The 22,618-nt window shown below is 68.8% G+C and carries 21 protein-coding genes; 11 read left to right on the top strand and 10 right to left on the bottom strand.

Translation table 11 applies throughout. The annotated features are described in order from the left end of the window. The first annotated feature begins 25 nt into the window (after positions 1 to 25). Complete coding sequence (locus N0B51_RS00470; RefSeq protein ID WP_259960225.1) at positions 26 to 2,914, top strand: TonB-dependent receptor domain-containing protein; 2,889 nt, start codon at positions 26 to 28, stop codon at positions 2,912 to 2,914. Positions 2,915 to 3,093: 179 nt separating this feature from the next. Next, entirely contained in the window at positions 3,094 to 3,849 is a 756-nt protein-coding gene (locus N0B51_RS00475; RefSeq protein WP_259960226.1) for an energy transducer TonB, read from the top strand. Positions 3,850 to 3,864: 15 nt separating this feature from the next. Here the strand turns inward: N0B51_RS00475 and N0B51_RS00480 are convergent, their stop codons facing one another. Both N0B51_RS00480 and N0B51_RS00485 read right to left on the bottom strand, forming a co-directional pair. After that, positions 3,865 to 4,152 carry a hypothetical protein gene (locus N0B51_RS00480; protein ID WP_311201814.1) on the bottom strand — a complete coding sequence of 96 codons (288 nt, stop codon included), beginning with the start codon at positions 4,150 to 4,152 and terminating at the stop codon, positions 3,865 to 3,867. Between the two features lie 47 nt (positions 4,153 to 4,199). Further along, positions 4,200 to 4,751, bottom strand: a complete 552-nt coding sequence (locus N0B51_RS00485) for a winged helix-turn-helix transcriptional regulator (protein WP_259960777.1) — start codon at positions 4,749 to 4,751, stop codon at positions 4,200 to 4,202. A gap of 170 nt (positions 4,752 to 4,921) precedes the next feature. On the opposite strand from N0B51_RS00485, the gene N0B51_RS00490 reads away from it, so the two are divergent. After that, positions 4,922 to 5,266 (top strand): CC_3452 family protein, encoded by a 345-nt coding sequence (locus N0B51_RS00490; protein WP_259960228.1) that lies wholly within the window; start codon positions 4,922 to 4,924, stop codon positions 5,264 to 5,266. 87 nt (positions 5,267 to 5,353) lie between these two features. On the opposite strand, the gene N0B51_RS00495 is transcribed toward N0B51_RS00490, so the two are convergent. Next, positions 5,354 to 5,977: an HAD family hydrolase gene (locus N0B51_RS00495; protein ID WP_259960229.1), complete on the bottom strand. Its 624-nt coding sequence runs from the start codon at positions 5,975 to 5,977 to the stop codon at positions 5,354 to 5,356. 69 nt (positions 5,978 to 6,046) lie between these two features. Beyond that, positions 6,047 to 6,172, bottom strand: coding sequence for a type B 50S ribosomal protein L36 (ykgO, locus tag N0B51_RS00500; RefSeq protein ID WP_029941846.1), 126 nt, complete (start codon positions 6,170 to 6,172; stop codon positions 6,047 to 6,049). A gap of 175 nt (positions 6,173 to 6,347) precedes the next feature. On the opposite strand from ykgO, the gene N0B51_RS00505 reads away from it, so the two are divergent. Together N0B51_RS00505 and N0B51_RS00510 are read left to right on the top strand one after the other, a co-directional pair. Continuing rightward, positions 6,348 to 6,956 carry a DUF4136 domain-containing protein gene (locus N0B51_RS00505; RefSeq protein ID WP_259960230.1) on the top strand — a complete coding sequence of 203 codons (609 nt, stop codon included), beginning with the start codon at positions 6,348 to 6,350 and terminating at the stop codon, positions 6,954 to 6,956. Continuing rightward, positions 6,953 to 8,116 (top strand): M14 family metallopeptidase, encoded by a 1,164-nt coding sequence (locus tag N0B51_RS00510; RefSeq protein ID WP_259960231.1) that lies wholly within the window; start codon positions 6,953 to 6,955, stop codon positions 8,114 to 8,116. Before N0B51_RS00505 ends, N0B51_RS00510 begins: the two co-directional genes overlap by 4 nt. Here the strand turns inward: N0B51_RS00510 and N0B51_RS00515 are convergent. From N0B51_RS00515 to N0B51_RS00530, 4 genes are read right to left on the bottom strand one after another with little or no spacing between them, the layout of a single operon-like run. Continuing rightward, positions 8,113 to 9,132, bottom strand: coding sequence for a S66 peptidase family protein (locus tag N0B51_RS00515; protein ID WP_259960232.1), 1,020 nt, complete (start codon positions 9,130 to 9,132; stop codon positions 8,113 to 8,115). The genes N0B51_RS00510 and N0B51_RS00515 overlap by 4 nt on opposite strands. Continuing rightward, complete coding sequence (locus tag N0B51_RS00520; RefSeq protein ID WP_259960233.1) at positions 9,129 to 9,533, bottom strand: cytidine deaminase; 405 nt, start codon at positions 9,531 to 9,533, stop codon at positions 9,129 to 9,131. Before N0B51_RS00520 ends, N0B51_RS00515 begins: the two co-directional genes overlap by 4 nt. A 21-nt stretch (positions 9,534 to 9,554) precedes the next feature. Then, positions 9,555 to 10,253 (bottom strand): glycoside hydrolase family 25 protein, encoded by a 699-nt coding sequence (locus N0B51_RS00525; RefSeq protein WP_259960234.1) that lies wholly within the window; start codon positions 10,251 to 10,253, stop codon positions 9,555 to 9,557. A gap of 22 nt (positions 10,254 to 10,275) precedes the next feature. Beyond that, a complete protein-coding gene (locus N0B51_RS00530; RefSeq protein WP_259960235.1) occupies positions 10,276 to 10,761 on the bottom strand; it encodes a UPF0262 family protein in 486 nt (161 codons plus the stop codon). A 128-nt stretch (positions 10,762 to 10,889) separates the two neighbouring features. On the opposite strand from N0B51_RS00530, the gene N0B51_RS00535 reads away from it, so the two are divergent. Beyond that, positions 10,890 to 12,413, top strand: a complete 1,524-nt coding sequence (locus N0B51_RS00535; protein ID WP_259960236.1) for a replicative DNA helicase — start codon at positions 10,890 to 10,892, stop codon at positions 12,411 to 12,413. A 43-nt stretch (positions 12,414 to 12,456) separates the two neighbouring features. On the opposite strand, the gene N0B51_RS00540 is transcribed toward N0B51_RS00535, so the two are convergent. Then, positions 12,457 to 13,629, bottom strand: a complete 1,173-nt coding sequence (locus N0B51_RS00540) for a phospholipase D-like domain-containing protein (protein ID WP_259960237.1) — start codon at positions 13,627 to 13,629, stop codon at positions 12,457 to 12,459. Between the two features lie 72 nt (positions 13,630 to 13,701). Here N0B51_RS00540 and rpoZ point away from each other — a divergent pair, with 72 nt between their 5' ends. Continuing rightward, positions 13,702 to 14,046 carry a DNA-directed RNA polymerase subunit omega gene (gene rpoZ / locus N0B51_RS00545; RefSeq protein ID WP_259960238.1) on the top strand — a complete coding sequence of 115 codons (345 nt, stop codon included), beginning with the start codon at positions 13,702 to 13,704 and terminating at the stop codon, positions 14,044 to 14,046. Positions 14,047 to 14,131: 85 nt separating this feature from the next. Continuing rightward, positions 14,132 to 15,187 carry a DUF3667 domain-containing protein gene (locus N0B51_RS00550; protein WP_259960239.1) on the top strand — a complete coding sequence of 352 codons (1,056 nt, stop codon included), beginning with the start codon at positions 14,132 to 14,134 and terminating at the stop codon, positions 15,185 to 15,187. A 12-nt stretch (positions 15,188 to 15,199) separates the two neighbouring features. On the opposite strand, the gene gdhA is transcribed toward N0B51_RS00550, so the two are convergent. Then, entirely contained in the window at positions 15,200 to 16,555 is a 1,356-nt protein-coding gene (gene gdhA, locus N0B51_RS00555; protein WP_259960240.1) for an NADP-specific glutamate dehydrogenase, read from the bottom strand. Positions 16,556 to 16,749: 194 nt separating this feature from the next. On the opposite strand from gdhA, the gene N0B51_RS00560 reads away from it, so the two are divergent. From N0B51_RS00560 to N0B51_RS00570, 3 genes are read left to right on the top strand one after another with little or no spacing between them, the layout of a single operon-like run. Next, positions 16,750 to 19,815, top strand: coding sequence for a CHAT domain-containing protein (locus tag N0B51_RS00560; protein WP_259960241.1), 3,066 nt, complete (start codon positions 16,750 to 16,752; stop codon positions 19,813 to 19,815). 22 nt (positions 19,816 to 19,837) lie between these two features. After that, positions 19,838 to 21,883, top strand: a complete 2,046-nt coding sequence (locus tag N0B51_RS00565; protein ID WP_259960242.1) for an adenylate/guanylate cyclase domain-containing protein — start codon at positions 19,838 to 19,840, stop codon at positions 21,881 to 21,883. Then, on the top strand, positions 21,870 to 22,598 hold the full coding sequence (locus N0B51_RS00570) for a hypothetical protein (protein ID WP_259960243.1): 729 nt from the start codon (positions 21,870 to 21,872) through the stop codon (positions 22,596 to 22,598). Before N0B51_RS00565 ends, N0B51_RS00570 begins: the two co-directional genes overlap by 14 nt. Positions 22,599 to 22,618 lie beyond the last annotated feature (20 nt).

Raw genomic sequence — 22,618 nt, forward strand, 5'->3', positions numbered from 1 at the left:
TCATTACAAGAACGAGGCCACGATCATGCGTGCATCCATTCTTCTGGCGGCGGGTTGCTCGATCCTGCCGCTGCTCGCCCCGTCCGCCGTGCTTGCGCAGGACGCCTCTGTCGGCGCTGGAGCCGACGCCGCCCCCGCCGAAGGTCAGGCGATCATCGTGACCGGTTCGCGCATACGCCGCGATCCGCTCGACAACCCGTCGCCCGTCATCAGCCTCGACGAGAGCGCGCTCGACCAGACCGGCCTTTCGTCGGTGGCGGACATTCTCCAGCGCCTGCCCAGCGCCGCCGGCGGCCTCAACACGAAGGTCAACAACTCCGGCAACATCGGCAACCCGCAGGACGGGGGCGGCGTCGGCGCGGGTACCGCGGAAATCGACTTGCGCTACCTGCTGGCCAAGCGGACTCTGGTCCTCGTCGACGGGCTTCGCTACGTGCCCGCCACCGCCGCTTCGGGCATCCCCTCGACGATCGACCTCAACTCGATCCCGCAAGGCATGATCCAGCGGATCGAGGTCCTCCAGTCGGGCCAGTCGCCGCTCTACGGCTCCGACGCGATCGCGGGCGTGGTGAACATCATCACCAAGAGCCAGCAGGATGGTCTGCAGGCGTCGGCCAAGTACGGGCAGTATCTGTCCGAAGGCGACGGCCAGACGACCGACCTCAGCATCAGCTACGGCACCGGCAGCGACGGCGTGTCGGTCGCCTTCGGGGTCGACTACGTCAACCAGAAGTCGGTGCTCACGGCCGATCGGGCGCTGACCCAGTTCCCCAACCCGGGGCAGACGAGCTGCACCGACCCGGTGGGCGGCTGCTCGTCGGGCACGCTGGGCGGCCGGATCGTGTTCAACCCCGGCAATCCGTCGCTTCCCGCTGGCGGCAGCGTCACGGTGCGCAACTACCCCCTCAACACGCGCGGGGTCTACGACCCGACGCTCGTGGGCGGCGATTTCAAGCGCTTCACCAGTGCCGACCGGTTCAATTTCGCGCCGTTCAACCTTCTGCTCACGCCGTCCGAGCGCATCGGCGGCTGGCTGAGCGCCAGGGTTGAACTCTCCGACGCGGTCAACCTGCGCACCCGGCTGGTCTACAACCGCCGCAACTCGCAGAACCAGGCGGCTTTCCTGCCGCTGTTCATCGGGCCTGATGCGGGCAACGGCAACCTGCTCGACACCGTTTCGATCGACGCGACCAACCCGTTCAACCCGTTCGGCATCACGCTCAACTCGGGCACCAACGGGCAGCCGGCGACCTACAGCTTCATCGGCCGCCGGCTCGTCGAGAACGGCCAGCGCACCTACAACCAGCAGGTCGACACCTGGTCCGCAGCGACCACCCTCGACGGGCAGTTCGCCATGGGCGAGCGGACCTGGTACTGGGACGTCAACGCCGTCTTCGGATGGAACGACGCGCACCAGCTGTTCACCGGCAACGTCAACGCCGCGCGGGTAGCCCAGGCGCTGGGACCGGTCGCCAGTTGCACCGCACCCTGCGTGCCGCTGAACATCTTCGGCGGCGCCGGCTCGATCACCCCGGCGATGCTCGATTTCATCGCGTTCGACGAAAGGTCCCGGTCCGACCAGAAGCTGCGCGACTACACGGTCAACCTGTCGGGTGACCTGTTCGACCTTCCGGGCGGCGCCGTCGGCTTCGCGGTGGGCTACGAGCATCGCTACCAGGCCGGCTCGTTCACGCCCGATCCGATCATCCAGGCGGGACTTGGCGCGGACATCCCCGCACAGGCCGCGGCGGGTTCCTACAACACCGACGAGTTCTACGGCGAGGTTCGCATCCCGCTGCTGGCCAACACGCCGTTCTTCGAGCTGCTCGAATTCGACGGGGCGGCGCGCCACGCGAACTATTCGACCGGATTCTCGAACACGAGCCTGACCGGCACCGCGCTGTGGAAGCCGGTCGCCGACCTGCTGCTGCGCGCGTCCTACGCCGAAGGCTTCCGCGCCCCCGCGCTCGGCGAGCTTTTCGGTGCGCAATCGCGCGCCGACGCGCCGATCGACGACCCCTGCACCAACGTCGCCGGCTCGCCGTTCCAGACCAACACCACGGTGCGCGCCAACTGCATCGCCAACGGCGTCCCGGCATCGGGCAGCTACCGCGAACCCAACGGCGGACAGCTGCCGACGCTGACGGGCGGGAACGCCGGGCTGGCTCCGGAAACATCGGAGACGTGGCTGTTCGGCGCGGTATACAGCCCGGCCTGGGCCCGGGGCGGCGCGCTCAGCGAACTCGCGCTGGAGGTGAACTACTATGACATCACCGTCGACGGGGCGATCGCGGCGATCAACCCGCAGGTGACGCTCACCCGTTGCGCGTTCCTGGCCGATCCGACCTCCTGCGCCAACGTCACCCGCACCTCGAGCGGCATCATCTCGAGCATTCGCGGGCTGCTGCAGAACATCGGCGAGATCCGTACCTCGGGCATCGACGTGACGTTCAACCTGCGCACCCGCGACAGCGGCGCAGGCGCCTTCGGGCTGTCGCTGAACGCCAACTTCCTCGACCGCTACGAGGAGACGTTCCCGACCGACAACGGTAGCGCGACGATCGATTATCGCGGAACCACGCGGGGCTTCCCCGACCAGTCGTATCCCAAGTTCAAGTCGACCGGGGTCCTGAGCTGGGCGAGCGGCGCGTTCGACGCATCGCTTACCGGCCGCTACATCGACAGCGTCGTCGAAAGCGACGGGAACACCCTGGATTCGCGGTTCTACACCGACGTCCAGCTCGGCTTCTCGCCGGCCTTCCTCAGCGACAAGTTCCGCCTGTCGCTCGGGATCATCAACCTGTTCGACAAGGATCCCCCGCCCTGCAACACCTGCACCGGGCCCAACTACGATCCGACCACCTACGACATCCCGGGCCGCTACGGTTACCTGCAGCTCAACTACAAGATGTGATCCGAAGGGCCGGGGGGCGGGCACGCGGACCGCCCCCCGGGACCTCGCGCAGGAGCGCCCGATAGCCAAGCACAGGCAAGCGGTGTAAGTGGAGGCGCCGGCCCGGAACCCGGGTCCACCGAACGAACGAATGCCTCATACCGTTGCGCGCCGACCTTCCCCTCCAGACTGACGCACCAATGCAATCCCCGCTGGGGCGGTTGGCGAGGAGCCTGCCGGACTGGCCGCGCCGTGCCGGGAGCATGGGCCTCGCGCTCCTGCTCGAGGCCGGGTTGCTGCTGCTCCTGCTCACCCTGGGAAAGGGGATAACCGGTCCGCGTGCGCCGGCCGAGGCGTTGACGACGATCGATTTCGCGCCAGACCAGCCAACCCCAGAAACGCCGGAAGAGCCGCAGAAGGACGCCGCCGCGCCCACCGCCCTGCCGCGCGCGCAACCAACACCGGAGCCCGACCGGCCGACGCCGCCGGTCCCGCTCCCGCCGGTCCAGCCACCCGCCGCGGCCCTGTCCCCGAAGGTCGAGCCCGCCCCTGCGCCGGAAACGCCGAAAATCAGGGCGGTCGTCCGCAACGACGGCGGACCCGCAGGCCCGGCGCATCGCGCTTTGGCGGGCGATTCGCAGCTCGTCGGATCGGGGCCGAACGGCGAGCCGGTCTACGCCGCGCGCTGGTATCGCGAGCCCTATCCCGACGAACTGCGCGGGTATCTGTCAACGGCCACCAGCCCCGGCTATGCGCTGATCAACTGCCGCACCGTGCCCGACTTCAAGGTCGACAGCTGCGTGCTCGTCGACGAATATCCCGGCAATGCGGGGCTGGGTCGGGCCGTGCTGGCCGCCGCATGGCAGTTCAAGGTTCGCCCTCCGCAGGTCGGCGGGCGGGTGATGGTCGGCGAATGGGTCCGCATCCGCATCACCTACGACCTCAAGCGGGGCTGACTCCGCGCCCCAATCCTACCCCTCCGCGTCCTCGCGCCGGGTCTTCCACCAGTCGGCGTAAGGCGTGTTCTTCGCCATTCGCCGATCGTAGTCGGGGGCGCCGTCGTCCCACCAGACCGTGCCGCGCTCGCCGAGGGCGACCTTGGCGGCATCGCCCCTGGCGCGGGCTGCGCGGGTGGCCTCGGCATCGCCCCGGGCGGCGCGAACCGCGCGCCGGGCTGCCATGAGGTCCTGCACCAGGCGCAGCCTGACCTCTTCAGCCAGGCCGGGATCGGTCGCGCGCCACAACCGGCCGCGCACCACGATGTAGCGCCCGTCAGGGGTCGTCGGTGGATCGGCCGGAAAGCTTGTCAGCGAACCGCCGCGATGGGCGGGCGACCGATGCCCTCGCCCGTCGCGCGGTCGAACCCGTCAGCCGGACGCGCCCGACTGCCGTCTTCGCGCACGCCGAGGTCTTCGCGCTTCACGAATCGCAGGTCCTTGGGCCCGAGCACGCGGCCGTCGTGCGAAAGGATCGAGGTGGGGCCGATCGGCAGCCGGTCGACCTCATCGACCAGGACCGGGTCCTCGACGAACGCGCCGCCGTATTTCTGGCCCCACTGGCGCAGCGCGACCATCGCGGGCAGCAAGTCGAAGCCCTTGGCGGTCAGGCGATACTCGATCCGGCGGCGATCGTCGGCGCAGGGCTGGCGGTCGAGGATGCCGTGCTCGACCAGCCTGGCGAGGCGGTTCGACAGGATGTTCCGGGCGATGCCGAGCTCGGTCAGGAACTCCTCGAAATGATGGAGCCCGTTGAAGCTGGCGCGCAGGATCATGAAACTCCAGCGTTCGCCCATGACCTCGAGGGCTTCGGGTAGCCCGCAGGCCGTCAGTTCGTTCAGCGGTTCGCGCAGATCGCCCATGGTCATCCTCTCGTGATCGCCCTTTGTAGCCGTAACGCATTTCCGCTCAATCGGCAAAAGATACGTTTTAGGTTGCAACCTGCAATCTAATTTAATAGGTAGTGATTCGCAACGGGTATCGATTCGCAACTGACTGCCCGCTGAACCGCTCGATGAAAAGGAATGCGACCATGACCTTCTCCCTCCCCACCTCGATCAAGCCGGCCGCGGTCGTCGCCGCGCTGGCCTATACCGCGCTGACCTTCAGCGCCGCGCTCGCTCCCGCCCCGGCGCAGGCCGCGACCGGCGCCGCCTTCTACCACGCCGAACTCGCCGTCCCCGCGGCAGAAGCGCGCACGATTGCCAGCGGCCTGCTGTGGAACTGCGCCGACACCGCCTGCACCGCGAACAAGGGCACCAGCCGGCCGGTGATCGTGTGCAAGCGCCTCGCCAAGGAAGTCGGACCGATCAGCGCGTTCGTCGCGAACGGCAAGCCGATCGACGGCGACGACCTGGCCCGCTGCAACGACCAGTAATCCGTTCCCGACCACCCCCGTCCTCTCCGACCCCAGGGTGGCCCTTCCAGGGCCTCCGGCAACCACGCCGGGGGCCCTTTTTTCGGCCTAGACGAGGCCCCGCCGCGCGAGGTCGGCCTCAAGCGCGGTGGCATCCGAGAAATGATGCACCTGCCAGCCCAGCGATCGGGCCGCGTCGACGTTGGCCGCGTTGTCATCAATGAAGAGCATCTTCGCGGGGTCATGGCCGAATCGGTCGGCGGCGAGGCGGAATATCGCAGGATCGGGCTTGGCGATCCGCTCCTCGCCCGAAACGACGATCGCACGCATGTGGTCGAGCGGTGCGAAAGTCGGACGGAACTGCGCCCAGAACTCGGCCCCGAAATTGGTGATCGCATAGAGCGGCACCGCGCGCGCCGCGAGCCGCTCCACGAGCGCGGACGTGCCGGGCACCGGTCCGGGGATCGTCTCCAGGAACCGCGTCGCGTAGGCTTCGATCAGGTGCGCATGATCCGGATGGAGCGCCTGGAGTTCGGGGACCATTTCGCCAAGAGGGCGACCGGCGTCGTGCTGGAAATGCCACGCCTCGGTCACCACGTTGGCAAGGAACCAGTCCAGCTCGGCGCCATCGGGGATGAGCTTGGCGAAAAGCGCCCGGAGGTCCCATTGCACGAGAACCCGGCCGACGTCGAAGACCACCGCCTCGACAGGACCGGCGTGCGCATCAGACACGCAAAAAGCCCCCGCGAATGCAGGGGCGCATTTGCGACCGTCCGCGGGCAAGCCGCGGCGCGCGGATCATCAGCCCTGGCGGGCCTTGAAACGGCGGTTGGTCTTGTTGATCACGTAAGTGCGGCCGCGACGACGGATCACGCGGCAATCCCGGTGACGGTCCTTGAGCGACTTGAGGCTGTTGCGGATTTTCATGACTCGGCCTTGGAAAAAGTTCGGCACCGGAGATGGCCCCGATGCCGGAAAAAGCAAGCCGCGCCCCTAGTGGGACCCGCGATTCGCGTCAAGGCCGCCGTATGGCAGCATCGGCCATTCATCGCGCGGCCATTGGGCGTCCGCTAATGAACGCGCCATCCAATAGGGGTCTTGCATGAACATCGCCAAGCTATCGCTCACCGCCCTTGCCGCGCTTGCGCTTGCCGCGCCCGCCGCTGCGACCGAGGTCGAGGTGACCCGTTTCCATACCGCCGAATCGCTCGCCGGTGCCGCGCCCGGCCCGATCGCGGTCCGCGCCGGGGCGGGCATGGCGGCCGACGCCCTCGAAACGCAGGTCTGGCTCGACGCGGTCGCCGCAGCGCTGGTCCGCCAGGGCTTCACCATCGCGTCCGACGCTCCCCGCGTGGCCGAGGTGTCGCTCGACCAGGCAGTGGTCCGCAGCGAGGCTGCGCGCTCCCGCTCCGGTGTCAGCATCGGCGTAGGCGCCGGTTCGGGCGGCGGATGGTACGGACGCCGCAGCGGCGTCAACCTCGGCCTCGGGCTCGGCTTCCGGCTGGGCGGCAAGAGCGGCGACGTGCTCGACAGCACGCTGTCGGTCGCCATCGTCGCCGCCGACGGGGCGCGCGCATGGGAAGGTCGCGCCGAAGCGGCGCCGCGCGTCAAGTCGAAGGACGCCGCCACGCCCGACCTCGCGAACGAAATGGCCGAGAAGCTCTTCTCCGGCTTCCCAGGCGAATCAGGAGCGACTATCGGGGCGCGATGATTGCACCCGAAACCGGTTCCGCCCCGATCCGCATCGACAGCCAGTTCGACAGCGGCAACATCGAAGTCCTGAGCATCGACGGCGCCAACGCGCGCCTCGCGATCCCGGCCGACCACATGAGCGAGTTTCGCCAGTGGTTCCATTTCCGCGTCACCGGCGCGGCGGGCCGCGAGATCGAGCTCAGGATCGTGGACCTCGCCACATCGGCCTACCCCGAAGGCTGGCCCGGCTACCGCGCCTGCGTGTCCGAGGACCGCGACTTCTGGGGCCGCGCCGACACCTCCTACGACAAGGATGCGGACGGGGGTACCCTGACGATCCGCTACACGCCGGCAAGCGATGTCGCCTGGTTCGCCTATTTCGCGCCCTATTCGATGGAGCGCCACCACGACCTCGTCGCCGAGGCCGCCGCGAGCGAGGGCGTGACCTATCGCCACCTCGGCCAGACGCTCGACGGGCAACCGCTCGACTGCCTCGAGATGGGCGACGGCGGCACGCAGGTCTGGCTCTACGCCCGCCAGCATCCGGGCGAATCGATGGCCGAGTGGTGGATGGAAGGCGCGCTCGAATGCCTGACCGATCCGGCCGACCCGGTCGCCCGTGCACTACGGCAGAAGTGCCGATTCCACATCGTGCCCAACTGCAACCCCGACGGCAGCCGGCGCGGCCACCTGCGCACCAACGCGGTCGGCACCAATCTCAACCGCGAATGGCACGAGCCGAGCGCAGACAAGTCGCCCGAGGTTCTCGCGATCCGCAATGCGATGGACGAGACCGGGGTCGACTTCGCGATGGACGTCCACGGCGACGAGGCGATCGCCGCCGTGTTCCTCGCCGGGTTCGAAGGCATCCCTTCCTGGACCGACGCGCTGGGCGACAGCTACTACCGCTACCAGCGCATCCTCGAACGGCGCACCCCCGATTTCCAGACCGCCAAGGGGTATGCCGTCTCGAAGCCCGGTACGGCCAACCTGTCGATGAGCACGAACCAGCTCGCCGAGCGGTTCGGCGCGTGCTCGATGACGCTCGAGATGCCGTTCAAGGATAACGACGACCTGCCCGACGCCGAGCAGGGCTGGAGCCCGGAACGCTGCAAGCTGCTGGCGCGCGACTGCCTCGCCGCGCTGCTCGAATGGCTGGAAGACGGCGGCAGCGCCTAGCCGACAACCGGTTCCAGCAGCTGGATCGTCCGGGTGCCTGCGTCGATTTCGACCTCGGCTCCTGATGGCAGGCAAAGCTGGCCGTAGACGTGGCCGATATCGGCGCCGCTGAACGCGGGAACGCCGAGCGGGCGCAGGTACTGGTCGATGACCTCGTCGAGCGTGAACCCGGCGTAATCGGGGTCCGTGGTAGCACAGCGGGTGCACTGGCCGAACACCACGCCCGAGACGCGCCCGAGGATCCCGGCGAGCGTCAACTGCTGGAACATCCGGTCCACGCGGTATTCGGCCTCGTCGAGGTCCTCGAGGAACAGGATGGCGCCCGCGAAATCGGGCAGCCACGGCGTGCCCATCAGCGTCGACAGGATGGTAAAGTTGCCCCCCAGCAGGCGCCCGCGCGCCGTACCGGGAGTGATCGTGCGGGCCGCACGGCCGCTCACGGCTTCGACAGCCGCTCCCCCGAGCACGGGCGTCGCACCGGCGAAGGCCAGCTGCCACAGGCTGCCCCAGCTGGTTTGCGGCCAGCTGCTGGCGGCGTTGCCGCCGTGGATCGTCGGGTAACCCGCGCGCGCCGCGAACGCGAGATGCAGCGCGGTCACGTCGCTGAAGCCGATGAGCAGCTTGGGATTCGCGCGGACCGCCGCCCAGTCCACCAGCGGCAGGATCCGCGCCGCGCCCCAGCCGCCGCGCACCGCGAAGACCGCCTTGACCGCCGGATCGGCAAAGGCCGCGTTGAAATCCGCGGCCCGTTCCGCGTCGGTCCCCGCGAGATAGCCGAACCGCCCTTGCGCGTGTGCTCCGAACTTCGGGACGAGGCCCATGCCCCTGATCCACCAGTCGGCGCGCGCGATCTGGTCGCCGGCGTCCGCCGCACTCGCCGGCGCGACGACCGCGACCGTATCGCCGGGGTTGAGCAGCGGCGGCTTGCGAACGGGCCGCCGACCCGACGCGCCTGTCGGCACGGGCACCGCCGCGAGCGCCGCGGCCCCGGCCAGCATCCCGCGCCGGTGGATCATCCCAGGCTGGCAGGTCCGAAGGCGTCGGGCAGCAGGGCCGAAAGCGTCGTGCGGCGCACCTCGCCGGGTCCCACGCACAGGATGTCCGGATCGGTCCCGCCGAGCTGGGCCAGTTCGTTGATGACCTGCCGGCAGCGCCCGCACGGGGTGATCACCCCGGCGCCCGGGCCGGTGACCGCGACCCTGACCAGCCCGCCCCGCGCTCCGTCCGCCATCGCCTTGGATACCGCGACCGTTTCGGCGCACAGCGCGAGGCCGTAGCTCGCGTTCTCGATGTTGGTCCCGGTCACCACCTTGCCGTCGTCAAACAGCAGTGCCGCCCCGACCGCGAAGCGCGAATAGGGAGAATAGGACTGCGCCGCAGCGGAGCGCGCGGCAGCGATCAGGTCGTCGTCGGTCATGCGCGGTGTCCTAGCGCGTTTTCAGGGCCGGACCACTACCCAACGCAAGGGGCCGTCGGACGCGTCGCTCCACAAGCCCTCGTTGGCGGTCCACATCAGCCAGGGCCGGCCGGCGTAAGTCGGCATGCGCCAGGTCCCCACGACCCACAGGTTGCGCTCGAGACGGCTGGCGAGGCCATACCGGTTTTCGAATGCCCGCGACACCTGCAGGATCGCCGGCTTGCCCGAATGCGCCTCGATCTGGTTGATGAACGTCATCAGCTCGCTCTCGACCTCGGCCTCGCCGACAGGAACAGGGCAGTCGTCCGCGGTCTTGTCGAGCGCGATCGCGGGCGGGAGCATGTCGCCGCCGCGCGGAACGACGACGACGAAGCTCGCCGATTGGCCGTCGGCCATCAGGCAGGGATCGAAGCGGTGCACCGCGCCGGTGCTGAGGCCCGCTGCCCGTGCGGCTGCCAGGTTCGCGGCGAACGCGGGGTCGCGCCGCGCCCCATCGCCGGCATCGAGATAGACGAAGCCTGCGCCCAGCGCCTTGAGCGTGGCGAACCGCACCGCTCCGTCGGCGGCCGAGACTTCCGCCCCCTGGTCGGGAAGGGCCGCCGCGTCGGGGGTCCAGTGATGCAGCCGCCACCAGCCCCAGCCCGCCGCGACCAGGGCGGCGAGAAGCAGCGCCGCGAGCGCGCGCGCGCGCCAGCCGATCGATCTGCGCTTGCGTCCCACGATTCGCGACCCCGCCCCCTTGTCAGCCCTTGATATGGAGCACGCAGATCAGCGTGAACAGGCGCCGTGCGGTGGGATGATCGGTTTCGACCTTGCCCTCGAGCCGCTCGAGAAGGAGGTCGGCCGCGTCGTTGTGGATCGCCCTGCGGGCCATGTCGATCGTCTCGATCTCCGCCGGTGTCGCCTTGCGGATCGCCTGGTAGTAGCTGTCGCAGATCGCGAAGTATTCGCGGATCGGCCGGCGGAACCGCGCGAGGCCGAGCACCAGCGTCTCGAACGGCTCGTCCTCCCCTGCGGAGGCGATCGCCATCGCCAGCCGGCCGTCCTGCACCGCGAGGCGCAAGTCGTAGGGGCCGTGGCGTCCCGCCTCGACCCCCCGCAGCGGCTTGAAGGTGTTTTCCTCGATGAGATCGTAGATCGCGACGCGCCGCTCCTGCTCGATGTCCGCGTTGCGCCAGAGGATCGTGTCCTCGTCGAGCGCAATCTTCGCGATACGATAGTCGGCCATGCTGGCTTGCCTCTCGCAGATGCGAAGGGGCGGCGGCAAGGGTTTCCGTCGCCCATCCCCGCTATCCACAGCCGGGTGTGACATCGCGGCCCTTGCGCTGCCCCGCCAGTCCCGCGCATTGAGCGCGCATGGCCGACACCGACCTTCTCCTCCGCCCCGCCCCGAGCGACACCGATTCGCCCGCGATCCGTGCGCTCCCGGCCAACATCGAGGCGGAGGCGGCGTTTCTCGGCGCGGCGCTGATCGACAACCGCGTGCTCGAGGAGCTGCCCACGCCCCTGCGCCCGCAGCACTTCTTCGAACCGGTGCACCAGCGGGTCTTCGAACGCGTGCTGACCCTGCTCGACCGCGGCGCGGTGGTCACCCCGGTCACGCTCAAGCCCTATTTCGAGGCCGACGAGGCGCTCAGGGAACTCGGCGGAATCAACTATCTCGCGCGGCTGACGGCCGACGGCCAGGGCCTTCTCGCCCCGCGCGAACTGGCCGAGCAGATCTACGACCTGGCGCTTCTGCGCGAGCTCGTCAGCGTCGGCCGCACGCTCGTCGAGAAGGCGCTCGACACCAGCGAATCGGTCGCCCCGATGGAGCAGATCGAGGCGGCCGAGGCCGCGCTGTTCGAGGTCGCGGAAGGCGCGGCAAGCAATTCGGAAGCCTCGTCGTTCGGCATGGCGACGACCAAGGCGCTGCGCCAGATCGAGAAGGCGATCAGCTCGGGCGGGCATATCGCGGGCACCACGACCGGGTTCGTGTCGATCAACGACAAGATCGGCGGCCTGCACGATTCCGACCTCGTGATCCTCGCCGGGCGGCCGGGCATGGGCAAGACCTCGCTCGCGACCAACGTCGCCTTCAATTGCGCCGACCGTCTGCTGCGCGACCTGCGCGACGGGATCGAGCCGAAGGATTCGGTCGGCGCCGGGGTCGCGTTCTTCAGCCTGGAAATGAGCGCCGACCAGCTCGCCACGCGCATCCTTGCCGAAACCGCGGGCATCTCGTCCTCGGCGCTGCGCATGGGCAAGCTCTCCCGCGAGGAGTTCCAGCAGCTTTCGTTCGCCAGCCAGAAGCTCGCCGAGCTGCCGCTCTACATCGACGATACCCCCGCGCTGACGATCGCGGCGCTGCGCACCCGCGCCCGGCGCCTCAAGCGCAAGCACGACATCGGGCTGATCGTGGTCGACTACCTCCAGCTGCTCCAGGGCACGGGGCGCGCCAACGACAACCGCGTGAACGAGATTTCCGAGATAAGCCGCGGCCTCAAGACGCTCGCCAAGGAGCTCGAACTGCCGGTGATCGCGCTGTCGCAGCTGAGCCGCGCGGTCGAGCAGCGCGAGGACAAGCGGCCGATGCTGTCGGACCTGCGCGAATCGGGCTCGATCGAGCAGGACGCGGACATGGTCTGGTTCGTCTACCGCGAGGACTATTACGTCGCCGCGCGCGAGCCGAAGGTTCCGCAGGCCGACGACGACGCCAAGGTGCACGATGCGCACAATGCCTGGGCCGCCGAGATGGAGCGCGTCCACGGCCTTGCCGAACTGATCATCGCCAAGCAGCGCCACGGCGCCACCGGCAAGGTGCGCCTCAAGTTCGAGCCCAAGATCACCCGCTTCTCCGACCTCGCCGACGACGCGCGCGGCTACGGTGGGTACGACTAGGCCGGCATCGACGACGTGCCCCGGGGCATCGTGCGCGCGTCGTCTACAGACCCAGGTTGAGCCGGCGGCTCACCGTGTAGTCGACCACCGCGACGAGGAACCACGAGGCATTCCACCGGAGGCGGTTCAAGAGGCCGCCCCGCTTCTTGTGCAATGAGGGCGTGATCTCGATCGAGGCGGCGATGTGCCGGTCGACGTATTCCGACAATCGCGCCGCCAGTTCGGCGTCCTCGATCCGCAGCATGACTTCAAGGTTCAGGTACAGGCTGCGCATGTCGAAGTTTGCGCTGCCGAAGTAGCTGATGTCGTCGATCACGATCAGCTTGGTATGCAGCTTGGTGGCCACGAATTCCCAGATCCTGGCCCGCCGCTTCAGCAGGTAGTCGTAGAGCGAGCGGGTCGCGCCGACCGTTGCGCCGTTGTCGCTCTTGCCGGCCATGACCAGCCGTGCACCCTCGCGGCACGCGACGTTGCCGATCGCCCGCAGGCCTTTGTTCGACGGTGAAAAATAGGCCATGATCATGTCCAGCCTGCGGGCACCGACAAGATCCGCCCGGACACACCGCGCCCAGCTCGACAGCCCCCTGGTCGGCCCGCCGATGAGCACCCGCACGGGTCCGTCGCCCGGGTCCCATTCGCGCACCATCCGGCGCACCGCGCGCCAGCTCTGCCGGTCGGCGTGCGTCCAGGCGTCGAGCCGGTCGTACCAGCGGGAGAGTTCTGCCACCGCGGAACCTTCGACGGTGACCGCAAGGTCGACCCAGCCGTTGCGGGCAGGCGGTGCGAAATAGCTGTCCTCGACGTTGAAGCCGCCGATCATCGCGATCCGGCCGTCGATCACCACGATCTTCTGGTGGTTGCGGATCAGGTATCGCTGGCTCCACCTGGCGGAAAAGCACGACAGCTTGCCGCCGGCGGCGCGCATCGGGGCGAAGAACGCTTCGCGCGCTTCGGCCCCGAAACCGTCGAGCAGGAGGTCGACCGCCACCCCGCGCCGCGCGGCGTCGGTAAGGGCATCGCGCACTGCCACGCCGCTCGCATCCTCGGCGAAGATGTAGAAGCACATCCGGATCGACTCGCGGGCCGAGGCGATGAGGTCGAGCAGCGCCTCGCGCCGGTCGCTGCCGCCGGGGTAGAATGTCAGCTTCTGTCCTTGCGCCTCGACGGTAAAAGGCGGCGGTTCGGTGAAGTCCATCGCGTGGGTGCCTAGGCGCATTTCCTTGACTTGGCGACCACCTGCGCCTAGGTGGCGCGCTTTCCCGAAGCACCAGATTTACCGGAGTGCCACATGGCGCGCGTTACCGTCGAAGATTGCGTCGACAAGATTCCCAACCGTTTCGATCTCGTCCTGCTCGCCGCGCAGCGCGCGCGCGAAATCTCGGGCGGCGCGGAACTGACCATCGATCGCGACCGCGACAAGAACCCGGTCGTCGCCCTGCGCGAGATCGCCGAGCAGACCGTGGGCCCGAAGGACCTGCACGAATCGGTCGTCGTCGGCCTGCAGAAGATCCTGCCCGACGACGAGGACGAGGCCGACGAGATCGGCAGCCTCAGCCAGTCGGCCGAGGCGCTGCGGATCACCGCGTCCGCGCCTGCCCGCCAGACCTCGGTCGGCGGCGACTACGAAGGCTGAGATTTCGCTTTCCGGTTGCGAGAAGGGCCGCCGCCGCGCGGCCCTTTTCTTTGCCCACGGCGCGCTGTCGCGCTAGATGCCCCTCATGACGGGGGACTTATCGGACATGGCCGAAGGGCTCGCCGATGCCGGGACCGGCGCGGCGGCGGCAAGCGCGATCGAGCGCGAACGCGGCGCGACCGATGCGACCGGGCACGCAGGCGGCGGCGCCTGCCTCAACTGCGGCACCGCGCTCGTCGGACCGCACTGCCACGCCTGCGGCCAGCGCGCGCACGTCCACCGCACGCTCGCGGCGTTCTTCCACGACCTGCTCCACGGCGTACTGCATTTCGAGGGCAAGACCTGGCGCACCATCCCGCTGCTGGTGTGGAAGCCGGGCCAGCTCACCCGCGAATATATCGACGGCCGGCGCGCACGGTATGTCAGCCCGATCGCCTTGTTCCTCTTCGTCGTCTTCCTGAGCTATGCCCTGTTCAACGCGCTGGGCGGGGGCAGCCCGGCGGTCGACGGGACCGCTGAGGCCCGCGCGAGGCTGGAAACCACCGCGGCAACGATCGAGCGGCTCGAGACCCGCCGCGACGCTGCGGAACCGGCGCGCCGGGCCGAGATCGACGCCGAGATCGCCGATTTGCGCAGCGAAGAGGAAACCCTGCGGACGGTTCTGGGCGCGATTGGCGGCAAGCCGCGCGGCGGGACTACCGAAGAGCTGATTCCCAAGAACACCGAGCTTGGCCGGATAGTCGAGCATGTAAGCGAGAACCCGCAGCTGGCGATCTACAAGGCGCAGACCAGCGCCTACAAGTTCAGCTGGATGCTGATCCCGATCTCGGTCCCCTTCGTCTGGCTCCTGTTTCCGTTCAGCAGGCGGTTTCGCGGCTACGACCACACCGTGTTCGTGACCTATTCGATCGCGTTCATGATCGCGCTCGTCGCGGTCGCGAGCCTGCTGATCTACGCCGGATCGGGCGCAGCGGGCGTGCTGGTGCTGCTCTACGCGCCGTTCCACCTCTATCGCCAACTGCGCGGCACATACGCGCTCGGCCGCTTCGGCGCGCTCTGGCGGATGCTCGCGCTCAGCCTGTTCGCCTGGACCGCGATCGCGCTGTTCGCCGCAGTGATCTTCTGGATGGCGGGCAGCTGACTCGCCCCACGGTCACACCACGCCGAACGCCAGCATCGCGTCGGCCACCTTCTTGAAGCCGCCGATGTTGGCGCCCTTGACGTAGTCGATGTAGCCGCCGCCCTGGTCGCCATACTGGCGGCAGGTGTCGTGGATCCCCGACATAATGTCCTTGAGCATCTGCTGCAGTTCGTCTTCCTTCCACGCGCGGCGCTCGGAATTCTGGCTCATCTCGAGGCCGGACACGGCGACCCCGCCCGCGTTCGATGCCTTGCCGGGCGCGAACAGGATCTTGGCGTTCTTGAACACGTGCACGCCGGCGAGATCGGTCGGCATGTTGGCCCCCTCGCTCACCGCCTTGCACCCGTTCGCGACCAGCGTCTTGGCATCCTCGCCGAGCAGCTCGTTCTGGGTCGCGCAGGGCAGCGCGACGTCGCACGCGACGCCCCACGGGGTCTTGCCTTCGTGGAAGGTCGCGCCCTTGAACGCGTCGCAATATTCGCTGATCCGCCCCCGCCGATGGGTCTTGTGCGCCTTGACCCAGTCGATCTTGTCCTGGGTGAAGCCATCGGGGTCGTGCACGAACCCGCCCGAATCCGACAGCGTGAGCACCTTCCCGCCGAGCTGGACGATCTTCTCCGCCGCGTGCGTCGCCACGTTGCCCGAGCCCGAGATCACCGCGGTCTTGCCGACGAGATCGTCGCCCTTGGTCGCCAGCATCTCGGCAAGGAAATAGACCGCGCCATAGCCGGTCGCCTCGGTGCGGATGAGCGAACCGCCCCATTCGAGACCCTTGCCGGTCAGCACGCCTTCGAACCGGTTGGTGATCCGCTTGTACTGACCGAACATGTAGCCGATCTCGCGCCCGCCGACCCCGATGTCGCCCGCCGGCACATCGGTATCGGCGCCGATGTGACGGTAGAGCTCGGTCATGAAGCTTTGGCAGAAGCGCATGATCTCGCGCGTGGACTTGCCCTTGGGATTGAAATTGGCGCCGCCCTTGCCGCCACCCATCGGCAGGCCGGTCAGGGCGTTCTTGAAGGTCTGCTCGAATGCGAGGAACTTGAGCACGCTCTCGGTCACGCTCGGATGAAAGCGGATGCCGCCCTTGTACGGCCCGATCGCATTGTTGTTCTGTACCCGCCAGCCGCGCTGGACCCGCACGTTGCCGTTGTCGTCCTCCCAGCACACCCGGAAAGAGATCACCCGGTCGGGCTCGGCGATGCGGCGCAGGATCTGCGCTTCGTGGTAGGCTTCCTTGTCCTGGATGAAATCGAAGATGTCCTCGGCCACTTCCTGGACCGCCTGAACGAATTCGGGCTGGTGCGGATTGCGGCGCTTCACGCCGTCCATGAACTGGTTGAAGTCAACGTGGTCGGAAACGGCCATTGCAAATCCCCCTGATTGCGCGACTCGACCCGACTGCTCTGTTCTCGGCACACAAGACATACGAAAAGGACGCCGCCCGCAACCTTTGCCGCAAATCGTTCATTCGCCTTGTAAAAATGGCACCCTTGTCGATCGCGGTCGGGGGGCGCAGGATTGCTCCACCTCTTCTGAGTCGGGGTTTGGGGGGGATTTGCGTGCGTTTCACCATCATGCGGACAGCGATCGCGGCGATTGCCGCGCTCAGCGCGCAAACGGCCCTGGCCGACACGCCGCCGCTTGCGGCCGAACGCTTCGCGCTGGGGAGCGCGGGCGCACTGTGCGAGGCCCAGGGCGTGCGCATGGGCGATGCGCGCCATTCGATCTACGATCGCAAGTGGGCGCTGATATGCCGCGACGTGACCCGCCCGGTGGGCGCCGCCTACAGCTGGCGGGGCGCCCCCGACGCCTACGATCGGGTGGCCGGGGACCGTTCCGCCGAACTCGACTGCGGCGCCCCCCAGGCGGCCCCCGGCGCACCGCCGGGCACCACGGTGCGCGACTGCCGCGAGGCCGGCAGCGGCCTTGCCTGGAAAAGCTACCGCCTGCCGCGCGCGGGGCGCACCACCGTCGTCGAGGGGATCGCCGCGTTCGACAGCGCGCTGCGGCTGGCGCTGGCGAGCATCGCGGAAAACCGCGTGGTCCCCGGCACCGTCGACATCGTCACCACCGGGGGGGCCGGGTCGCTCGCCCTCGCCCGGGCCAGCCTGGGCGAAGCCAGCCTGCTGATCGGCCAGGGTTACCGCGAGAACAACGCGGGCGACTATTCGAGCGCGGAGGAATATTTTCGCCCCGACCTGATCGCGAACGCGGCGGGCATGGCCCAGGACCCGGCCCAACGCGCCAATGCGCGGCACGAAGTGCTGGTCAACCGCGCGCTGCAGCTGTCCAACATGGGTCGATACCTCGAGGCGGGCCGGATCTTCGAGGAAGCGCGCGCGATGCAACTGCGCGATCCGATCCAGTCGCGCCTGCTCCGCAATTTCGAGGCGATCGACGCGATCAACAGGGGCCGGCTGGCCCTCGCCCGCGAGATCCTCGTGCGGCCGGTCCCCGAACTCGTCGATCCGGTGGCCGCCGGCGACGGCGCGGTGGAGATCGACCGGGCCATTTCCAACGGCCTCAATTCGGGGATCGCGGCCCGCCTTGCCGACGCGGTCTCGCAGGATACCCGGCTGACCACCGCCGAGCGCGCAGCGATCATCGACGGCCAGGCTCGCCAGCTTGCCGCGACCGCCGACCGGCTCGAAGGCAAGCCGGCCGACGCGCTGCTTGCGCTGGCCGACGCGCGCCGGCGGATCGCCGCGGTGCGCGAGGGGCGGGTGCTGTCGACCGCCCGCCTCGAAGCGCAGCTGATGAGCGAGATGGCGCTCTCGCACGAGGCGCTCGGCCAGGATGCCGAGGCCGAGGACCTGCTGCGCCAGGCGCTCGCGCTGACCGCGCTGCGCTATCCCGAGAGCGCCTCGCTCAGCGCGGCCAAGGCGCGGCTCGCCGCGTTTCTCGCCCGCCACGGGGAGCCGGGCAAGGCCCGCGATCTTTACCGGGAGATTGTCGCCGCGACCGCCGAGGACCGCTCGGCGCTGGTCGGGCTGGAAAACCAGCTGGTGCCATACTTCGACATGCTGACGACCGACGCGCCCCGGAACCCGGAAAGCGTCGCCGACCTGTTCGCCGCAGCGCAGCTGATCGAACGGCCCGGGGCGGCGCAGACCCTGGCGCAGCTGTCGCGCCGTCTCGAGGCGGGCGACGGCGCGGCCTCGGACCTGTTCCGCCGCGAGACCGCGGTTCGCCGCGAGCTCAACCGGATCGAGCTGACCCGCGCCCAGTACCTCGCGCCAGACGGGCCGGCGCCCGACCCTGCCGCGCTTGCCGAACTCGACGCCCGGCGCGCCAGGCTCCAGCAGAGCCAGGTCGAACTGCTCGACAAGCTCTCGGCATATCCCGCGTACCGGTCGCAGGCGCGCGCTTACCTCTCGCTCGCAGAGATGGAGGAGTTGCTGTCGCCCGGCGAAGCCTATCTCCAGCTCGTCGAGGTTGGCGGCTCGATCTACGCGGTCTACCTGTCGCCCGCCAGATCGACCGGGTGGAAGGTGCCGGCGAGCGCGGGCGAAGTGCGCCGGCTCGTCAACGTCCTGCGCGACAGCATCTCGGTGACCGTCGGCGGCATTGTCGCCACCTATCCGTTCGACGTCGACGGTGCGCGGACGCTGTTCGATGCCCTGTTCGGCCCGGTCGCCGGCGACCTGGCGGGCGTACGGCACTTGGTCTTCGAACCCGACGGGGCGCTGATGGAGCTGCCGGCGAACCTGCTCGTCACCGACCAGGCGGGGGTCGACAGCTATCACGCGCGGGTCGCGCAGGGCGGCGACGAGTACGATTTCCGCGGCGTCCAGTGGCTCGGCCGCGGCCGCGCGATCAGCACCGCGCTGTCCCCCGCCAGCTTTCGCGACGCGCGGCGGGCCCCGCCCTCCCAGGCGGCCTCGCTCTATCTCGGGCTCGGGCACAACGAACCGGTCGGGAAAGCGACCCCGGCATCGCTCGTCCGCGACGCGGGCAGCGCGGCGGGCGACTGCGCGATCCCGCTTGCCGCCTGGAACCGGCCGATCGCGGCGGACGAGCTCGTCTTCGCCAGCCGCGAGTTGGGACAGGCCCGCTCGGAACTCGTCACCGGCCCCGCGTTCACCGATACCGCGATCGAGCGCCGCGGGGACCTCGACCGGTTCCGCATCGTCCATTTCGCCACGCACGGGATCGTCACCGCGCCGAAAACCTCGTGCCCGGTGCGCCCGGCGCTGCTGACCTCGTTCGGAGACGCGGGGTCCGACGGGCTGCTACAGTTCGGAGAGATCTTCGATCTCGAACTCGACGCCGACCTCGTCATTCTCTCGGCGTGCAACACGGCGAGCCTGGCCGGGCTCGAGGCCACGCAGGCGGCGGGTATCGAAGGGGGCGGCGGGCAGGCGCTCGACGGGCTGGTGCGCGCCTTCATCGGCGCGGGCGGCAGGCAGGTGATCGCCAGCCACTGGCCCGCACCGGACGAGTTCGGCGCGACGCGGAGACTGTTCGAGAGCTTCTTCGACGCACCGCCCTCGCTCGGTATCGGTGCGGCGCTGCTGGCCGCCCAGACCCGGCTGATGGACGATCCCGATACCTCGCACCCGTTCTACTGGTCCGGGTTCGCACTGATCGGCGACGGGGAGCGACCGCTGTTCCACACCAATTGAAGGGCGGCAGGGGAGCGGGCCGGTGAACGATCGAGTCGCCGCCAACATCCTTTATCGAGGCTGGCGCAACGTGCGCGAGGCCGGGCCGAAGCGGCTGGCGCTGACCGGCATCATGGTGCTGGTTGCGCTCGTCATCGCGCGGTTCGGGTGGGGCTTCACCGAAGACAGCGACCTGCCCGCAATCGGCCCTGCCGAGCGCGCGATGTACGACCTGCGCAGCTACCTCGTCGCCGACCGCGAGCGCATCGACCAGGACCAGCGCGTGGTGCTGGTGGTCTACGACGATCAGACGCTGGCCGACTTGCGCAAGCGTTCGCCGCTCGACCGCGGGATGCTCGCGAAGGCGCTGGCGAACCTCGACACGATGGGAGCCAGGGCGATCGGGGTCGACATCCTGTTCGACCAGCCCCAGGACGAGGACGACGAGTTGGTCGATGTCTTGCGCACGATGCAGACTCCGGTCGCCATCGGGTACGCCGACGTGGCGACCAACGCATCGAGCATCGGCTACGACCAGGAGCGGTACCTTCAGGCGTTCCTCGACCGGCTCGTGGGCAGCACGTCCGAGCCGGCGAGCGTGCGGATCAGCGACAATTTCGGAGTGACGCGGGTCTGGCCCGACATCCGCGCCGACCTGCCGCCCGTTCTCGGCCGCCGGATGCTCGCGCAGGCTGGAGAGGGCGCCCGCACGCTGCCCGGTTACTCCGGCGCGATCCGTTATCGCATGACGACGAACACGCGCGAGATTCCCGAGTTCACGTCGCTGCCGATCCAGACATTCGTCGACCCCGCGCTGAACGACGTCCTGCGCCCCGCGGTAGAGGGACGCTACGTGCTGATCGGGGGCGACATCGTCGATACGGACCGGGTGGCGACCCCGCTCACCGAGTGGGCGGGACTGCCGGAGCCGGCCGGGCTCCAAGTCCATGCGACGATGATCGCGCAGATGCTCGACGGGCGCGCGATGCCCCGGCCGCTGCCGGTCACGCTCTGGGCGTTCGCGGCGCTCTTCGTGACGATGGCGGTGCTCACCGGCCTGCTCGAATGGGGCAGCTGGCGCATTTACCTGCTGCTGGTGGTGCAGTTCGCGATCATGCTGGGCATTCCCTTCCTGCTCGCCTTCAGAGGGGTCGATACCTACGGACTGCCCGCGGTCGGATGGGTGGTCGGATGGATCCTCGCCTTCACCGCGGTGACCTCGGCAGCGCGCACGGCGGGCGCGGTGCAGCGCAACTTCGCGCAAGGGGCGCTCGGCAAGTACCTGCCGCGCGAGATGGCCGAAGAAATCATCGAGCACCCCGAATTGCTCCGCCTTCACGGAGTGAAGAGCGACCTGTGCGTGGTGTTCAGCGATCTCGAGGGCTTCACCAAGATGAGCCATGCGCTCGAGCCGGAACACGTGGCGCGGCTGGTCAACCGCTACCTCTCGATGCTGAGCAAGGCCGTGCTCGATCACGGCGGAGTGCTCGACAAGTTCGTCGGCGATGCGGTGGTCGCGTTCTGGGGCGCACCGATCGCGCGGCCCGACGACGCCGAGCGCGCATCACTGGGGGCCTATGCCCTGTGGCAGGCGGGCGAGGCGTTTCGCGCGGACGTCGCCGCCGCCGAACCCGACCTGCCCCCGATCGGCCGCACGCGCGTTGGCCTGCATTTCGGCGAAGCGGTGGTCGGCAATTTCGGCGGCGAGAACCGCATCCAGTACACCGCCCTCGGCGACAGCATGAACACCGCCGCGCGGCTGGAGGCGGCGAACAAGGCGCTTGAAACCCGCATGCTCGCCAGTCGCGAGATCGTCGAGCGCAGCAACCTCGATTGGTGGCGACCGATGGGCCGGATCGTGCTACGAGGACGCAGCAAGCCCGTCGAGGTGTACGACGTGGCGCCTGACTGGTCGGCCGGGGATCGCGACGCGCTGGGTGCCGCGATTGCGCTCGCCGCGCAGGATCCCGACCGGGCCGCCAGCCAGATTTATGCCATCGCCGGGCGCTATGACGCTGACATTGCGATCGATAATTTGCTACGCAGAATCAGGACCCTGAACGAGGAGGGGGCATATGTCGCATTCTAACAAGTGGCTCGCGCGTGCATTCGCCGGCCTGGTGGTGGCGGCACTGCCCGTGGCCCCCGCCGCCGCCGACGTGGTGGTCGCGGCAAGCGGACCCTCGGCCAAGACGTACCCGGTGGGCCGCAAGATCGGCGCGACCGACAAGATCGTGCTCCAGGCCGGCGATACGGTGACCGTACTCGGCGCGAACGGCACCCGCGTCCTGCGCGGGTCTGGCACCTATGTGCTCGCCAACGCGGCAATCAACGATCGCAGCAACGCCTATGCGCTGATCACCCGCCAGCGGTCCGCCCAGCGGATGCGGACGGGCGCCGTTCGCGACGTGAACGCAGGTCCGGTCACGCGACCGAACCTGTGGTACGTGGACGTGCGCCAGGCGGGACCGATGTGCATCGCCGACACCTCCGAGGTGCGGTTGTGGCGCCCTGTCACAGCCGGCGAACAGCTCTACGCGATCGGGATGGACAGCAAGACCGCCTCCAGCAAGGCGAACTTCAACGACGGCGACATGATCACCGTCTGGGATCTCTCGCAGGCGCCCATCACCGACGGCTCGACCTACGTCATTGCCGGCGGCGACGGGAAGCCCAGCGAGATCACGTTCCGGGTGCTCGATGCGGTGCCCGAAGATGCCGAGGGTCTGGCCGCCGCGCTCATCGAAAAGGGCTGCATGGCGCAGCTGGACGTCCTGTCTTCGGCGCTCGCCCAGGCCGAGTAGCCGCCGCCAGGGACGCGGGT

The sequence above is a fragment of the Tsuneonella litorea genome (assembly GCF_025154015.1).
In the GTDB taxonomy this organism is placed as follows: Bacteria; Pseudomonadota; Alphaproteobacteria; order Sphingomonadales; family Sphingomonadaceae; genus Tsuneonella; species Tsuneonella litorea.

What these genes read in the sequence shown, in the direction of transcription:
- ykgO (WP_029941846.1), bottom strand. Translation starts at nt 6,172, where the DNA reads ATGAAAATCCGCAACAGCCTCAAGTCGCTCAAGGACCGTCACCGGGAT.
- gdhA (WP_259960240.1), bottom strand. Translation starts at nt 16,555, where the DNA reads ATGGCCGTTTCCGACCACGTTGACTTCAACCAGTTCATGGACGGCGTG.
- N0B51_RS00505 (WP_259960230.1), top strand. Translation starts at nt 6,348, where the DNA reads ATGAACATCGCCAAGCTATCGCTCACCGCCCTTGCCGCGCTTGCGCTT.
- N0B51_RS00540 (WP_259960237.1), bottom strand. Translation starts at nt 13,629, where the DNA reads ATGCGCCTAGGCACCCACGCGATGGACTTCACCGAACCGCCGCCTTTT.
- N0B51_RS00490 (WP_259960228.1), top strand. Translation starts at nt 4,922, where the DNA reads ATGACCTTCTCCCTCCCCACCTCGATCAAGCCGGCCGCGGTCGTCGCC.
- N0B51_RS00515 (WP_259960232.1), bottom strand. Translation starts at nt 9,132, where the DNA reads ATGATCCACCGGCGCGGGATGCTGGCCGGGGCCGCGGCGCTCGCGGCG.
- N0B51_RS00535 (WP_259960236.1), top strand. Translation starts at nt 10,890, where the DNA reads ATGGCCGACACCGACCTTCTCCTCCGCCCCGCCCCGAGCGACACCGAT.
- N0B51_RS00570 (WP_259960243.1), top strand. Translation starts at nt 21,870, where the DNA reads ATGTCGCATTCTAACAAGTGGCTCGCGCGTGCATTCGCCGGCCTGGTG.
- N0B51_RS00510 (WP_259960231.1), top strand. Translation starts at nt 6,953, where the DNA reads ATGATTGCACCCGAAACCGGTTCCGCCCCGATCCGCATCGACAGCCAG.
- N0B51_RS00475 (WP_259960226.1), top strand. Translation starts at nt 3,094, where the DNA reads ATGCAATCCCCGCTGGGGCGGTTGGCGAGGAGCCTGCCGGACTGGCCG.
- N0B51_RS00530 (WP_259960235.1), bottom strand. Translation starts at nt 10,761, where the DNA reads ATGGCCGACTATCGTATCGCGAAGATTGCGCTCGACGAGGACACGATC.
- rpoZ (WP_259960238.1), top strand. Translation starts at nt 13,702, where the DNA reads ATGGCGCGCGTTACCGTCGAAGATTGCGTCGACAAGATTCCCAACCGT.
- N0B51_RS00520 (WP_259960233.1), bottom strand. Translation starts at nt 9,533, where the DNA reads ATGACCGACGACGACCTGATCGCTGCCGCGCGCTCCGCTGCGGCGCAG.
- N0B51_RS00485 (WP_259960777.1), bottom strand. Translation starts at nt 4,751, where the DNA reads ATGGGCGATCTGCGCGAACCGCTGAACGAACTGACGGCCTGCGGGCTA.
- N0B51_RS00470 (WP_259960225.1), top strand. Translation starts at nt 26, where the DNA reads ATGCGTGCATCCATTCTTCTGGCGGCGGGTTGCTCGATCCTGCCGCTG.
- N0B51_RS00550 (WP_259960239.1), top strand. Translation starts at nt 14,132, where the DNA reads ATGACGGGGGACTTATCGGACATGGCCGAAGGGCTCGCCGATGCCGGG.